The organism is Kribbella sp. NPDC048928 (genome assembly GCF_043197975.1).
Lineage (GTDB): Bacteria > Actinomycetota > Actinomycetes > Propionibacteriales > Kribbellaceae > Kribbella.
In genome coordinates this window covers 246,784-260,265 of record NZ_JBICUC010000008.1, presented here as the reverse complement: position 1 = coordinate 260,265, position 13,482 = coordinate 246,784, and the positions used below count along the sequence as shown (strand labels likewise).

Genomic DNA, 13,482 nt, shown 5'->3' with positions numbered 1-13,482 from the left:
CCGTCTGCGGCGTACAACCTGCATAGGGCTGTCCCTTCGGGGTTGACGTTCAGTTGGCGGGTAGCAGTTCGATGTTGCCGTCGAACTGCCAGAGTGGGTTCGGTTCGTCCCCGGACGGGGTGCGGACCAGGAAGAAGCCATTCACTTCTTTCGGTCCGTCTCCGTCGGCCACGTACCGACCGAGTGGGTTGATGTCGATCTGGTAGATCGCGGAGCCGGCCGCCTCCACCCCCGGGATGTGCCAGCTCACGACGCACCTCCAGTCGTTGCCGGGGCCGCGCGCGGCGACCTGGTCACCGCCCTTGGTGCACTCGGCGGCGCTCTGCAGTTGCTCCTCGGTGACATCGGCCCGGTTGAGCTGCTTGGTCTGCAGGCGGTAAAGATGTGCGAACTCGACGGCGACCGCGCGCTGCACCTTGTCCTGGTCGATCCCGGAGCCGAAGCCGCTCAGCGGTGCGATCGCCGCGGTGCTGACACCGAGCAGTACGACGAGCGGCAGCAGCCCGGCCGTCAGCGCGAGCCGGCCGGAGCCGTCGTGCGTCGGGTTGGTGAAGTCACGCCGTACGAACAGGAAGTAGGCCAGGCCGGTCGCGACAGCCGCCCACACCAGGCTGACGATGACGCCGATCAGCAACGGCCCGATTTGGGCGGGAGTGGTGAACAGGCCGTTCCAGCTGATGAAGGCGTAGCCGGGCAGGGCGAGTCGCAACGCGACCGGGATCGGGAGTTGCTGCACGATCTGCATCGCGAGCGCGACCACCGCGGGAAGCAGCAGACCCATCGGGGAACGGCCCATCGCGACCGATCCGAGCAGGCCGATCGCGGCGAGCGCCAGCGTCGGCGCGAGCGCGCACAACCAGGCCAGCAGTACGGCACCGGCCGCACTGCCCGGCGAAAGCAGGTGCCCGTCGAGGCCGATCAACTCGCGGTTGCCGACCACGAGTAGGCCGCTCACCATGCTCGAGACAACCAGGCCGATCACCAGCGCGACGATCACCGTCAGGCTGGACAGCGCCTTGGAGACAAAGATCCGGCGCGGCGAACGCACCGCGACGAACAGGTGCCGCCAGGTGCCGAGCCGGTCCTCGGCCGCGAACACGTCACCGGCGATCAGCGACGTCAGCAACGGCAGCGCCCAGGAGCCGGAGAACCCGAGCAGGACGAGCGGGCCGGCCCAGCCGGTCGCGTGCATCATCCGGCCGAACAGCGTGTCCACCGGGAGCGACGCCTGCTGGCTGACCACGGCGACGAAGACCGCCGGCGCGAGCCAGCAGGCGATGATCAGGACGCGGACCCGCCACTGCGACAGCAGCTTGACGAGCTCGAACCGGTAGCCCCGGTAGATCGGGACCCGGCGGGTGACCGGGGTTTCCGGACTTTTCGGGGCAGCCAGAGTGGCCGTCATCAGTTGGTCTCCTGCTGCTCGGTGAGGGCGAGGAAGGCTGCTTCGAGCGGCGACACGACCGGCGCGAGTTCGCGGACCGCGACGTCGTCGCCGACCAGACGCTTGACGTAGGAGTCCAGCGCCGGCACCGGCGCCGAGATGATCAGTAGTTCGACGTCGTCCTGGGTGGCCTCGTCCTCGCGGAGCCGGACGCCCGGCGTCTCCCGGGCGAGGCGCCGCGCGAGCACCGGGTTCGATGTCAGGACGCGGTACTCGAGCTCGCTGTTCTCGGTCGCGAGCTTGCTGATCGGGCCGCTGAACGAGACCCGCCCGGTGGACAGGATCGTCACCTCGGAGCAGAGCGTCTCGATGTCGTCCATCCGGTGGCTCGACAGCATCACGGCGGCGCCGTCCGCGGCGAGTTGCCGCAGTACGCCGTACACATGCTTCTTGCCGCCCGGGTCGAGGCCGTTGGACGGCTCGTCGAGGATCAGCAGCCGGGGCTTGGTGAGCAGGGCTGCGGCGAGGCCGAGGCGCTGGCGCATGCCGAGCGAGAAGCCGCGGACCCGGTCGTCGGCCACGTCGCTGAGCCCGACCTGGTCGATCGCGTCCTCGACCTTCATCGTCCGCGCGCCGTCGGTGCCCCGCAGCGCGAGCAGGGCCGCGAGGTTCTGCCGGGCGGTCATCGACGGGTACAGGCCGGGGCCGTCGACGAAGCCGGCCACCCCTTCGGGAACGGCGAGGGCGCGGCCGACCGGCGTACCGAGAATCTCCAGCGTGCCGCGGTCGGCGACGGCGAGTCCGAGCAGCAGACCGAGCAACGTGGTCTTGCCTGCACCGTTCGGTCCCACCAGGCCGTGGATCTGACCAGGTGCGACGTCGAGGTCGACGCCGTCGAGCGCGACGACCTCACCGAAGTACTTCGTGATGCCGCGGGCACGGACAGTGGGCGTTGTGTCCATGGTGAATACATTAGAAAGAGATGTACGGCCACGTGAAGACCGAAGGTTAACTATTTGCGAACGAGCAGCAACCGATTGCAGCTTGGCTCTCAGCGCTCTCTCAGCTGCGATCGCCCGGAGCGACGTACTGGAAGGTCGGGCCGGCGGTGGTTTCGCCGTCCTCGCTGAGTTGCATCAGCTTCAGGGCCTCGGCCTTCAGGCCGAACATGGCGCGGGTTGCGTCGCGGATCAGGGCCGGCTGGCCGGTGAAGGCCTGCTCGAGCAGGTAGAGCAGCGTGCAGTACGTGTTGTCGAACTCCTCCTGTGCGGCGCGGATCTGCTCGTTGGCCGAGCGGTGCGGGTTCGGCTGCATCGGCGAGACGCCAGTGAGGTCAACGGTCACGGGCTCGCCGGTCGGGCCGGACTGCGGAGTGTCGCCGCGGCGGTAGCGGCGGCCGAGCTTCAGCTCCTCGAACCGGTAGTAGTGCGCGACCTCGTCGCGGTCCGGGTGGAAGATGTCGTGGTCGCCGTCCCAGACCTCGCCGCGCGCCGAGCCCTCACCCTGCTCGACGATCTCCTCGAGCGCCGCGAGCGCAGAGGCCAGGCCGGTCACCGGCTGCACGGTGCCGCCGGTGTGATGGAACGCGCCGACCTCGACCTGGCGGGCCGGGTCGCCGGAGAACACCTTGTCCTCGCCGAGCGTCTCGCACAGGAAGCGGAAGCCCTCCTCGATCGCGTCGTAGAACTGGCCGATGGTCTCGTAGTGGTCACTCTCCCCCGGCGATCCGGGCGCCTCCGGCTTCTCCAGACGCAGGAACATCTCCAGCGCGTCCGGCCCGAACGGGAGCAGCGACAGCTCCATCGAGCCGTGCGGCAGCGGACGCGGGTACCCAGGCAGGAGCTCCGGGGCATCCAGCCGCGGCTCGCCGCCGACCGCGTTGAGCAGGTTGCACGCCAGCGAGAGATGAATCATCTCCTCGACGAACACGCTGCCCACCAACTCGACCGCGTCAGGATTGCGCGCCGGGTCGAGCGAGTAGAGCGCACACAGGTACGGCGGGAGCGTCGAGTGCTCGAGTTCGATCGCCCATTGCAGATGCTGGTGAAGGCTGTCGATGGTGTCGATCCGCAGGTTCATACCTGGTGAGACAGACCATCCGCGGCGTTTGTGACTGTCACACGCCACCGGGCTGCACTGTCTGTCCTGCAGAGAGCGAACCTACGAAAGGTGAGTCCCGATGAGCGACACCACCCAGCGATCGACCGCGTGGCAGACCGCGCTGACGATGCTGCAGGAGATCGATCCGCCCTTCGTCCCCGAGGGCTTCCACGCGATGACCGTGGTGATCGAGTACCCGGCCGGCGACCCCGGAGCGCCACCGCACCGGCACTCGGGTCCGGCGTTCGGGTACGTCGTCGAGGGCGAGATGCTGTTCGAGCTGGAGGGCGAGGCGCCGCGCGTGATCAAGGCGGGCGAGGCGTTCTGGGAGCCCGGCGGTGACCTGATCCACTTCCAGGACGGCAACAACCGTGCCGACGTACCGGTGAAGTTCACCGTGACGATGCTGTGTGCGCCGGGGCAGGAGATGTTCACGCTGGTGCCCGAGGAGGAGCTGGCCGAGCACCCACGGGTTCAGCGGTAGGCGCGGGCCTGCAGTTCGAAGAGTTCGGCGTAGCGGCCGCCGGCGGCGAGGAGGTCCTCGTGGGTGCCGAACTCTTCGACGCGGCCGCGGTGCATGACGACGATCAGGTCAGCCATCCGGACGGTCGAGAACCGGTGTGACACCAGGACGGTGATGCCGCCGGTCTCGGTCGCGGCGACCTTCGCGGCCTCGGCGTACTGCTCGTAGAGGCGGTGCTCGGCCTCCGGGTCGAGCGCCGCCGTCGGTTCGTCGAGCAACAGCAGGAGCGGGCGTTCGCGCATGAACGCGCGGGCTAGCGCGAGCCGCTGCCACTGGCCGCCGGACAGCTCGACGCCGTCGGTGAACTTCTTGCCCAGCTGGGAATCCAGGCCCTTCGGCAACCCGGCAACCACCGACTCGGCGTCGCCCCGCCTGATCGCCGCCCGGACCGCGTCGTCGTCACCGGCGCGCTCCAGGTCACCGATCCCGACCACCTCGCGCGCAGTGAACTCGAACTTCACGAAGTCCTGGAAGCCCGCGGACAGCCGCGACCGCCAGGCGTCCGGCTGGATCGTCGCCAGGTCGTTGCCGTCGACAAGGATCCGCCCGGTGGTCGGGTCGTACATCCGGGCGAGCAGCTTGACCAGCGTGGTCTTGCCGGCGCCGTTCTCCCCCACCAGCGCGACGGCCGCCCCGGCCGGAACGCTCAGGTTGATGCCACTCAGCACCGCCGAATCCGAGCCGGGATAGGAGAACCCGACGTCCTTCAGCTCGATGCCCTCGGTGATCCGCTCCGGCGCGGGCGTCCGGCTGTCGCGCCACGAGTTCTGTTTCGCGTACTCGCGCAGCCAGTCGTAGCGGCTGAAGCTCCGCACCACCTCACCGACCCAGTACACGTTCTGCGCGATCCCGCCGGTCATCTGGTCCACCTGCGGAGCGAGCAGCAGGACCAGTACGACGTCGCCCGCGGACGACTGCCCGTTCCGCGCTCGCGCGACGACCCAGACGATCGCGCCGGCGTACGCGAGACCGAACACCAGCCGCACCGCGCCGTCGACCTTGCCACCCCACCGCGCGGCGGCGACCCGGCGCTCGAAGCGCGTGGTCTGCAACGCGAAGATCCTGTCCAGCAAGACCTTCCCGAGCCCGAACACCCGCACCTCCAGGCCGGTCCGCGGATCCTTCGCGATCTCGATCAGGCGGTCGACGAGCCGCTCCGCCGGCATCGAGTCCTCCCAGGCCTTCTGCTGGCGGGTGCTGCTCAGGTACGCCGACCAGATCCGGGCGCCACCGAGCAACGGGAGGGCGAGCAGCACCGGATGCACCGAGCCGAGCAGCGTCAGCACGGTCACGGTGTTCGTGACGGTGGCGAACGCCCAGAGCAGGACCTCGGCGCCGACACCCATCCGCCACGCCCGTTCGCGGACGAGCTCGAGCCGGTCGGCGACGTCCGGACGCTCGTGATGCGACAGCCCCGGGATGCCGGTCGTCACGTCCACCAGGTCCGCGTGCACCCGCCCGGCCATCCGCTCCTGGGCGGTGTCCTGCAACGGCGTGCCGAGACCGTCGGCGAGGAACGAGACGGCCAGGCCGCCGACGATGATCGCGACCCCGATGGTGATCGTCCGGGACTGGTCGGACGCGATTCCGTCCACGAGCCGGCTCACCCCGTACGTCTGCGTCGGCGCGGTGATCGCCCGCGCCGCGACGAGCACGGTCGAGATCGTCATCAGCCACGGCGCCGCCCGGAACGACGTGGTGATCCAGAGCTTCAGGATCCGGATCGCCTTAGGCATCGACGGCCTCCGAACCGGTCACGTACCGCTCGGCCTGCAGCCGGAACATCCCGGCGTACTCGCCGTTGATCGCGAGCAGCTGTTCATGCGTCCCGTCCTCGACGATCTGGCCGTCGGAGAGCACGCAGATCCGGTCCGCGTTCCGCACCACGGAGAACCGGTGCGAGATGATCAGCGACGCCACGCCCGACGTCAGCTCGAGGTACCGCTCCACGAGCTCCGCCTCGGCTCGTACGTCAAGGGCAGCGGCCGGCTCGTCGAGCACCAGGACGCCCGCGCCCGCATGCACCGCGAACAGCGCCCGGGCCAGCGCGACCCGCTGCCACTCGCCGCCGGACAGGTCGATACCACCGTCGAACGTCTTGTCCAGGATCGTGTCCCAGCCCTTTGGCAGGCCGCGGACCACATTGTCGATCCCGGACTCGCGCGCGACCCGGGCGAGCGTCAGCTCGTCCCCCGCTCGCTCGACGGCGCCGAACACGACGTTGTCGGTCACCGACAGCGGGAACCGCACGAAGTCCTGCACGATCGCCGCCACCCGCCGCTGCCACGCGGCCAGGTCGAGCTCCGCGAGATCGATGCCGTCGACGAGGATCCGGCCGCTGGTCGGCCGGTAGGCACCGCCGAGCAGCTTCACCAGTGTCGACTTGCCGGCGCCGTTGACGCCGACCAGTGCAAGGGCCTCGCGGGCGTTGATCGTCAGGTCGAGGTCGCGCAGTACGGGAGTGTCCGAACCCGGGTAGTGGAAGCCGACCTTCTCGAACCGGATCTCGCGGGCCGGCATCGTCTCGACCCGGTGCCGTGTGGTCACGACCGGCTCCGGGTGCCGCTCGGCGATCGTGCCCGGCAGGTCCCGCATCGCGCGGTACGCCGAGAGCCCCCGGCGGACCTGCACCACGCCGAAGCCGTTGCTGGACTGACCGATCGCGAGGATCGCGGGCAGCGTGGTCGCGACCTGTGTGAGCGGCAGTGTGCCGTTGTACGCCGCGCGGCCGACCGCGAGGATCGCGACGCCGTTGGCGATCAGGTGGATGCCGCCGATCAGCAGTGACCACTTCGCGTTGGTCTTGCGGCGCGCCCACACCGCACGGTAGCCGTCGGTCCACTCCCGGACGTACCGATCGACGAGCCAGTTGTGCAAGCCGAAGACCCGCAGCTCCTTCGGGGCGTCGCGCATGCCGAGGTTGAAGGCGTAGTGCGCGCGGCGCTGTTCCTCGGTGTTGCCCCACCAGACGTCGACCTCACGCTCGACGAGGCGGCCGCCGTACCACTCCAGTAACAGCGTGACCGCGACGAGCATCGCGGCCACCCACCACGCGAACATCGAGCCGACGATCACCGCCGAGCCGACCAGCGTGACCCGGCTGGCGAGCAGCCACGGCAGGTTGCTCAGCCCTTGCGCGAGGTGGAACCCGCCCTTGCCCTTCGCGCGCTCCTGTACGTCCAGGACCTCGGTGTCCTCGAGGTGCTCGATCCGCTGCGGCCGGAGCAGCGGCTCCGTGATGCCGGTGCCGACCGCACGCACCAGACCCGCGTCCATCACCAGCGAGGCGACCTGCTGCGCGGCCGGCTTCAGGCTGTCGATCAGGAAGATCGCCAGCAGACCGCCGAGCAGCCAGCTGAACTCGCCGATCGGCATCGCGTCCGGGCCGCCGTTGACCACCCCGGGAACCGCCCCGACGACCTGCCCGGTCAGCAACGTGACCGCCATCCCCAGCAACGAGCCGAGGACGGCCAGACCCATCGTCAGAAGGGTGCTCCCAGGTGCAACCCGCACGCCGTACCGCAACAGAGTCAGCACCCGACCGACCGTAACCGCCCGCACCGACAGAATGCATCCGAGTTTCCGGACCGGTCCGCAAATCAGCCGGTGATCGGCTCCGCGTGGGCCTCTTCGTAGCCGGCTGCGGCGAGGCGGTCGAGGGTGCGTTCCAGGACCGCGGTGTCTTCGAGGGTTCGTACGTCGGTGATCTTTCCCCAGCGGATGCGGAGGAACTGGTGGACGACATTCTCGTACGTCGATCCGTCCACGACGCCGACGTGGACCGTCACCGCCGTGGCGACCTGCGTGTTCCAGGGCCAGCCGCCGACGATCACGTCCTGAACCTCGAACCGGGTGTTCGGCAGCAGCCGGAAGCACCGCTCCCACCAGCGCCGCAGCGCCTCGTGCGTGCGCCGTTCACCGCCGAGCGCGTGGTCACCGTAGAAGCGGTAGCTGAACGACGGCGCCATGCCGGCCACCATCGCCTCCCAGTTCCCCGCGCTGATCTGCGCGAACGCATTCCGCACCTGCCGCGCCACGATCCAGTGGTAAAGGCCCATGATTCACACCCTAGAACCAGTGAGTTCAATGACGCAACTGACTAGACTGCGACCATGCGGAACACCAGCTTCGCCTCGATGCACTGCTCGCTCGCCCAGTCCCTGGAGCTGATCGGCGACTGGTGGACGCCCCTGGTTCTGCGTGACCTCTACCTCGGGCTGAACCGATTCGACCAGTTCGTCACCGATCTCGGGATCTCCCGCAACCTGCTCACCGACCGCCTTTCGACCCTGGTCGACGGCGGCCTCGTAGAACGGACGCCGTACCAGCAGAACCCGGTGCGGCACAGCTACGAGCTGACCGAGGCAGGGCGGGAGCTCGTACCGATCCTGATGGCCCTGACGGCGTGGGGAGACCGCTGGGCGACTCCCCCGGCCGGCCAGCCGATCCGGTTCACGCACACCACCTGCGGCAAGCTGACCACGCCGACCGTCTGCTGCTCGGAGTGCGGTGAGACGCTGCAGATGGCCGACGTCGCGCCGTCGCCGGGGCCGGGCGGCCGAACGGCTCCCGGTACGGCGCTGATCGCGAGCGTGCTAGGACTCGAGCCGAAGGCGTAGCAGCTCGGCGAGCGGCATGGACTCGCCGTCGCGGGCCCCCTGACCGACCACGAGCGGCGGGTCGGACGGAACCACCCGCACCCCGGCGACCCGGGACTTCAGGCTGGCCGGTACCCCGAGGATGTAGAAGTTCCCGTCGACGTCGACGGCGAGGGACCGGTTGCGGCGCAGGTACCACCCGGTGAGATCGGTACGGTAACTGGCGTTCGACCCGACGACCTGGGCACGCAACGGCTCGGGCTCGACGCCACGTTCCTTCAGCGTCGCGATGAAGCCGGTCAGCAACTCCCGCGCCCGCGCGGTCTCGGCCGCCTTCTTCCGCCCCAGCGCAGCGGCCTGCTCAACCGCCGCCTCCCGCCGCTCCTCACGCCAACTCGTCACACCCTCACTCTATTTGTCAGTCCACGCAGAGGCAGAAGGGGTGGCCGGCCGGGTCCAGGAAGACCCGGAACGACGTACCGGGCTGGTGGTCGGGCTTGGTGGCGCCGATCGCCAGCACCTCGGGCTCGGCCTCGTCGAGGTTCCGGACCATCACGTCGAGGTGCAGCTGCTGCGGTACGTCCTGGGTCGGCCAGGTCGGGGCCTTGTAGTTCTCGACCTGCTGGAAGCACATGCAGTTGCTGCCGTCCTCGGGACGGATCTCGGCCCACCCGTCGTCGGTCTTGACCTTCCAGCCCAGCAGCTCGCCGTAGAACCTGGCCAGGACCGCCGTGTCCGGGCAGTCCAGCACGAAACTCGGATACATCGCGATTGTCATGGCTCGAACCCTAGTGCGGGTTGCGGACGATTTACGTCCGGTTCTTACGCCGAGTTTCCGACCAGGGTCTTCCAGGCCCGATCGAGGCCGGCCGCGATACAGCCGGCCACCACGGTCTCGGTGCCGAGCACGCTCGCCTTCACCTCCGGCATCACCGGCGCGAGGTGCCGCAACTGCTTGCTCACCGCCTCGAGGAAGCCGGGCGCCTGACCGATACCGCCACCGAGCACGACCAGGTCGGGATCGACGACCGTGATCACCGTGCAGACCGCCTTCGCGACGAGCAGTGCCTCCTCGGCGACGACAGCCGCCGCGACCGCATCGCCACGGGCCGCGGCCGCGAACACCTTCTCGGCCGTCGGCACGCCACGCATCCCGGCCCGCCGGGCGGCCCGGACGACCGCTGCCGCCGATGCCGAGGCGTCGAATCCCCCACGTTTGCGGGCGTCCCGCTGATCACTGCCGCTGCCTTCGGTGAACGGCAGGTACCCGATCTCGCCCGCGACGCCGTGCGAACCGTGCCGCAGCTTGCCGTCCAGCACGAGGCCCATCCCGATACCGGTGCCGACGCTGACGAACGCGAAGCTGTCAACGTTCCGCCCGTGCCCGTGCACCCGCTCGGCGATCGCGGCCGCGTCGATGTCGTTCTCGATCATCAGCGTCGGACCGAAGCGGTCGCGCAGCGCGGCCAGCGTGGCGGGCGAGTCCCATCCGGACAGCCGGCCGGTCAGGGTCAGCGCGTCGAGTCGCGGGTCGTACACGCCAGGGCTGCCCAGCACCGTCTGGGTCAGCTGCCCGACCTCGATCCCGACCTCGTCGGCGAGCGTGACGGTCAGATCCACGAGCTCCTGGATCCGGGCCATCGCATCCCCCGCCTTCGTCCGGACACTCAGCTTGCTGCGCACCGTTCCGGCAAGGTCGGCGATCGCACCGCGCAGGTACTCACGCCCGACGTCCAGCCCGAGCACGAACCCCGCCTCCGGCCGTACTTCGTACAAGCTTGCCGCCGGCCCTGGTACGCCGGTGCGCTGGCCGGTCACGTGCACCAGACCGGTCCGCTCCAGCGATCCGAGCGCCGCGGACACCGTCGGCTTCGACAGACTGGTGAGCCCGGCGAGCTCAGTACGGGAGATCGGGCCCGATCGCCTGATGTGATCGAGCAGTACCTGCTCGTTGATCTCCCGGATCAGCTGCGGGCGTGCCCCTCCGGTGGTGACCGTCACGCTCGACCCCCTCATTCGCTGTTGCTAACAACTCGGTCAACTCGGTCAACAAGTTCCACTGATCCCTTGTGGTCCCGGTGATTGTTAAGTTAGTTTCCAATCGATTCTATTCGTCGGCGCGAGGAGGTGCCACCCCGTGGTTTCGGCACCGGCCGTCCTCGGTCTGGACTTCGGCGGTACGAAGATCGCTGTCGCCGTCGGCGACCTGTCGGGCCGTCGCCTCGGCGCGACGACGATCGACAGCCGCGCGGAGACCGGCGGCGCCCGCGAGGCGATGACCCGCGGGCTGGCGGCGGCCCACGCACTGCTCGCCGAGGTCGCGCCGGACCACGAGCTCGCCGGTGTCGGCGCAGCCACCCTCGGCATTCCGTACGACGACCGTGTCGAGCTGGCACCGACCTTCCCGGGCTGGGGCGAGCTGCCCTTCGGGCGCTTGATCCGCGAAGGATTCCCGGGCGTACCGGTGCGGCTGGCGACCGACGTCAAGGCCGCCGCGGAGGCCGAGCTGCGCTGGGGTGCGCTGGCCGGCTCCGACCCGGGGCTGTACCTCAATCTCGGCACCGGTCTCGCGATCGCGATCGTTGCCGGCGGCACCGTGATCACCGGGGCGCACGGTGCGTCCGGCGAGATCGGCTACAACCTGCGCGAGCCGGCCGACGTGTACGTCGGGACCGGCGAGCGCACGATCCTGGAGCACGTCGTCAGCGGTCAGGCGCTCGAGACCACCGGGTCCGCCCGGCTCGGGCAGCCGGTCACGGCCGCCGACGTCTTCACGATGGCGCGGACCCAGCCGGACGCCGCCGTCCTCACCGACGAGTTCGTCCGGGAGCTGGCGATGCATCTCGCCAACCTGGCCGTTGCCCTCGATCCGGACCGGATCGTCGTCGGCGGCGGCCTGGTCCGCTCCTGGGACCAGCTCGAACCCGGCCTGCGTCGCGCCCTCGACCTGGCCGTCCCGTTTCCGCCGGAGCTGTCGGTGGCCCGGTTCCCAACGGAGGCACCGCTGATCGGAGCGCTCGCCCTCGGTGTCGAGGCGGCAGGCGCCGTCCTCGGCGCGGAAGCGTTCGCATGAGCAGGATTTCCAGTAGCGAAAGGCAGAGACGATGAGGGGCATCAAACGCATCGCCGGCGCCGCGGTGGCGGTCGGCGTACTGGCGGCCGCCGGATGTGGCGGCGGTGACAAGCCGATCGGAAGCGCGAACTCGGCGAACCCGTCGTCCTCGGCGAGCGCCGGCGGCGGAGGCGGTACCGGAGAGCACAAGCAGGGCGGCACCGTCACGATCGCCAACGTCGGCGGGCAGACCTGGCCGTGCCAGTTCAACCCGTTCAACCCGGCAGTGAACCAGGTGGCGCTCGGGTTCGTCTACGAGCCGCTGACGTTCGTCAACGTGCTGAAGGCCGGCGCCACCACGCCGATGCTGGCCACCGCCTTCACCTGGTCGCCGAAGAAGGACTCGATCGTCTTCACGATCCGCGACGGCGTGAAGTGGAGCGACGGCCAGCCGTTCACCGCCGACGACGTCGCTTACACCTTCAACCGGATGAAGGAGCAGCCGGCCCTCGACCTGTACTCGCTGTGGACCGGCGCCGGGCTGACCAGCGTCACCGCGGCCGGCAACAAGGTCACGCTGAAGTTCAAGGCCGCCGCCGAGCCGTACTTCTTCAACTTCGCCGGCCAGGTCGGCATCGTGCCGAAGCACATCTGGTCCACCGGCGAGGCCGCGACGAAGCCCGCCACCTGGGCGAACGCGAAGCCGGTCGGCACCGGGCCGTTCACGGTCGAGTCCTGCACCAGCAACAACATCTCGTACGTCGCGAACAAGGCGTACTGGCAGCCGGGCAAGCCGTACGTGCAGAAGGTGCAGTACCCGGCGTACCTGGACAACAACCCCGCCAACCTGGACCTGGCCAGCGGCAAGGCACAGTGGGGCGGTCAGTACATCCCGAACATCGACAACTTCTACAAGGCGAAGTCGCCGGAGAACAACTACTGGTTCCCGCCGACCGCGAACGTCGCGATCGTGCCGAACACCGACCCGTCCCGCCCGGTGACGAGCAAGCTGGCGGTCCGGCAGGCGATCGCGTACGCGCTCGACCGGGAGCAGATCTCGAAGATCGGTGAGAGCGGCTACCAGCCGGCCGCGAACCAGACCGGTGTTGTCACGCCGACGTTCGACAAGTACTTCGACAAGGACGCGCTGACCGCGGCCGGGTACGACAAGCCGAACCTGGACAAGGCCAAGCAGCTCCTGCAGAGCGCCGGGTACTCCGACTCGAACAAGCTGAAGCTGAGCATCATCACGGTCACCGGCTACACCGACTGGGACGCGTCGCTGGCGGTCGTGAAGCAGCAGCTCGCCAAGGTCGGCATCGAGTTGGAGATCCAGGACCTGCAGCAGCAGTCGTACAACCAGAAGCTGTACACCGGCGACTACGACCTCGCGTACGCGAGCCAGTCCGGCGGCCCGACGCCGTACTACGAGCTGCGGCAGCTGCTGTACTCGAAGAACTCGGCACCGATCGGCAAGCAGGCCAGCAGCAACTACTCGCGCTACATGAAGCCCGAGGTGGACAAGCTGTTCGACCAGTACGCGAGCGCGGACCCGGACACCCAGGTCAAGCTGATCAAGCAGATCTCGTCGTACATGATCAAGGACGTGCCGGTGATCCCGACCACCGAGTCGGTGGACTGGTACCAGTACAACACCAAGGACCTGGACGGCTGGCCGACCCAGGACAACCCGTACGCGCAGCCCGCGCCGTACAACATCCCGGACGTCGGTCAGGTGCTCGCCAACCTGTACTCGAAGTCCGCCCAGAAGTAGTCCGCCGAGAAGTAAGGATCCGCCGAGCGTGAGCACGAGGAGCTGGTAGGA

At 69.0% G+C, this 13,482-nt stretch carries 13 protein-coding genes; 4 read left to right on the top strand and 9 right to left on the bottom strand.

The features are described 5' to 3' along the window. Positions 1 to 49 precede the first annotated feature (49 nt). The 3 genes from ACGFI6_RS31965 to ACGFI6_RS31955 all read right to left on the bottom strand — a co-directional run bounded on the left by ACGFI6_RS31965 (position 50) and on the right by ACGFI6_RS31955 (position 3,463). Positions 50 to 1,405, bottom strand: a complete 1,356-nt coding sequence (locus ACGFI6_RS31965) for an ABC transporter permease (RefSeq protein WP_393125173.1) — start codon at positions 1,403 to 1,405, stop codon at positions 50 to 52. Continuing rightward, positions 1,405 to 2,346 carry an ABC transporter ATP-binding protein gene (locus ACGFI6_RS31960; RefSeq protein ID WP_393125171.1) on the bottom strand — a complete coding sequence of 314 codons (942 nt, stop codon included), beginning with the start codon at positions 2,344 to 2,346 and terminating at the stop codon, positions 1,405 to 1,407. Before ACGFI6_RS31960 ends, ACGFI6_RS31965 begins: the two co-directional genes overlap by 1 nt. Before the next feature lie 100 nt (positions 2,347 to 2,446). Beyond that, entirely contained in the window at positions 2,447 to 3,463 is a 1,017-nt protein-coding gene (locus ACGFI6_RS31955; protein WP_393125169.1) for a ferritin-like protein, read from the bottom strand. Between the two features lie 100 nt (positions 3,464 to 3,563). On the opposite strand from ACGFI6_RS31955, the gene ACGFI6_RS31950 reads away from it, so the two are divergent. After that, on the top strand, positions 3,564 to 3,968 hold the full coding sequence (locus ACGFI6_RS31950) for a cupin domain-containing protein (protein WP_393125167.1): 405 nt from the start codon (positions 3,564 to 3,566) through the stop codon (positions 3,966 to 3,968). Here ACGFI6_RS31950 and ACGFI6_RS31945 read toward each other — a convergent pair. From ACGFI6_RS31945 to ACGFI6_RS31935, 3 genes are all read right to left on the bottom strand, one after another. Next, the gene (locus tag ACGFI6_RS31945) at positions 3,959 to 5,743 is read right to left on the bottom strand and encodes an ABC transporter ATP-binding protein (RefSeq protein ID WP_393125165.1); all 1,785 of its coding nucleotides are present in this window, start codon (positions 5,741 to 5,743) and stop codon (positions 3,959 to 3,961) included. The two genes, ACGFI6_RS31950 and ACGFI6_RS31945, sit on opposite strands and share 10 nt — an antisense overlap. After that, the gene (locus tag ACGFI6_RS31940; protein WP_393125163.1) at positions 5,736 to 7,544 is read right to left on the bottom strand and encodes an ABC transporter ATP-binding protein; all 1,809 of its coding nucleotides are present in this window, start codon (positions 7,542 to 7,544) and stop codon (positions 5,736 to 5,738) included. Before ACGFI6_RS31940 ends, ACGFI6_RS31945 begins: the two co-directional genes overlap by 8 nt. 62 nt (positions 7,545 to 7,606) lie before the next feature. Next, a complete protein-coding gene (locus ACGFI6_RS31935) occupies positions 7,607 to 8,065 on the bottom strand; it encodes a nuclear transport factor 2 family protein (protein WP_393125161.1) in 459 nt (152 codons plus the stop codon). Between the two features lie 54 nt (positions 8,066 to 8,119). Between ACGFI6_RS31935 and ACGFI6_RS31930 the strand changes: the two genes are divergently transcribed. Continuing rightward, positions 8,120 to 8,626, top strand: coding sequence for a winged helix-turn-helix transcriptional regulator (locus ACGFI6_RS31930; protein ID WP_393125159.1), 507 nt, complete (start codon positions 8,120 to 8,122; stop codon positions 8,624 to 8,626). Here the strand turns inward: ACGFI6_RS31930 and ACGFI6_RS31925 are convergent. Genes ACGFI6_RS31925 through ACGFI6_RS31915 form a run of 3 tightly spaced genes read right to left on the bottom strand, consistent with a single transcriptional unit; the run spans position 8,603 to position 10,621 of the window. Continuing rightward, the gene (locus ACGFI6_RS31925) at positions 8,603 to 9,007 is read right to left on the bottom strand and encodes a hypothetical protein (RefSeq protein ID WP_393125157.1); all 405 of its coding nucleotides are present in this window, start codon (positions 9,005 to 9,007) and stop codon (positions 8,603 to 8,605) included. The two genes, ACGFI6_RS31930 and ACGFI6_RS31925, sit on opposite strands and share 24 nt — an antisense overlap. 16 nt (positions 9,008 to 9,023) lie before the next feature. After that, on the bottom strand, positions 9,024 to 9,383 hold the full coding sequence (locus ACGFI6_RS31920) for a VOC family protein (protein WP_393125155.1): 360 nt from the start codon (positions 9,381 to 9,383) through the stop codon (positions 9,024 to 9,026). Between the two features lie 44 nt (positions 9,384 to 9,427). Beyond that, a complete protein-coding gene (locus tag ACGFI6_RS31915; protein WP_393125153.1) occupies positions 9,428 to 10,621 on the bottom strand; it encodes an ROK family protein in 1,194 nt (397 codons plus the stop codon). Between the two features lie 121 nt (positions 10,622 to 10,742). Between ACGFI6_RS31915 and ACGFI6_RS31910 the strand changes: the two genes are divergently transcribed. Together ACGFI6_RS31910 and ACGFI6_RS31905 are read left to right on the top strand one after the other, a co-directional pair. Next, positions 10,743 to 11,678 carry an ROK family protein gene (locus ACGFI6_RS31910; RefSeq protein ID WP_393125151.1) on the top strand — a complete coding sequence of 312 codons (936 nt, stop codon included), beginning with the start codon at positions 10,743 to 10,745 and terminating at the stop codon, positions 11,676 to 11,678. A 31-nt stretch (positions 11,679 to 11,709) separates the two neighbouring features. Further along, positions 11,710 to 13,431 carry an ABC transporter substrate-binding protein gene (locus ACGFI6_RS31905; RefSeq protein ID WP_393125149.1) on the top strand — a complete coding sequence of 574 codons (1,722 nt, stop codon included), beginning with the start codon at positions 11,710 to 11,712 and terminating at the stop codon, positions 13,429 to 13,431. Positions 13,432 to 13,482 lie beyond the last annotated feature (51 nt).

Bases quoted from the DNA above. Each gene is read 5' to 3' on its own strand.
- ACGFI6_RS31930 (WP_393125159.1), top strand. From the start codon at position 8,120: ATGCGGAACACCAGCTTCGCCTCGATGCACTGCTCGCTCGCCCAGTCC.
- ACGFI6_RS31905 (WP_393125149.1), top strand. From the start codon at position 11,710: ATGAGGGGCATCAAACGCATCGCCGGCGCCGCGGTGGCGGTCGGCGTA.
- ACGFI6_RS31915 (WP_393125153.1), bottom strand. From the start codon at position 10,621: ATGAGGGGGTCGAGCGTGACGGTCACCACCGGAGGGGCACGCCCGCAG.
- ACGFI6_RS31965 (WP_393125173.1), bottom strand. From the start codon at position 1,405: ATGACGGCCACTCTGGCTGCCCCGAAAAGTCCGGAAACCCCGGTCACC.
- ACGFI6_RS31955 (WP_393125169.1), bottom strand. From the start codon at position 3,463: ATGAACCTGCGGATCGACACCATCGACAGCCTTCACCAGCATCTGCAA.
- ACGFI6_RS31945 (WP_393125165.1), bottom strand. From the start codon at position 5,743: ATGCCTAAGGCGATCCGGATCCTGAAGCTCTGGATCACCACGTCGTTC.
- ACGFI6_RS31920 (WP_393125155.1), bottom strand. From the start codon at position 9,383: ATGACAATCGCGATGTATCCGAGTTTCGTGCTGGACTGCCCGGACACG.
- ACGFI6_RS31935 (WP_393125161.1), bottom strand. From the start codon at position 8,065: ATGGGCCTTTACCACTGGATCGTGGCGCGGCAGGTGCGGAATGCGTTC.
- ACGFI6_RS31960 (WP_393125171.1), bottom strand. From the start codon at position 2,346: ATGGACACAACGCCCACTGTCCGTGCCCGCGGCATCACGAAGTACTTC.
- ACGFI6_RS31950 (WP_393125167.1), top strand. From the start codon at position 3,564: ATGAGCGACACCACCCAGCGATCGACCGCGTGGCAGACCGCGCTGACG.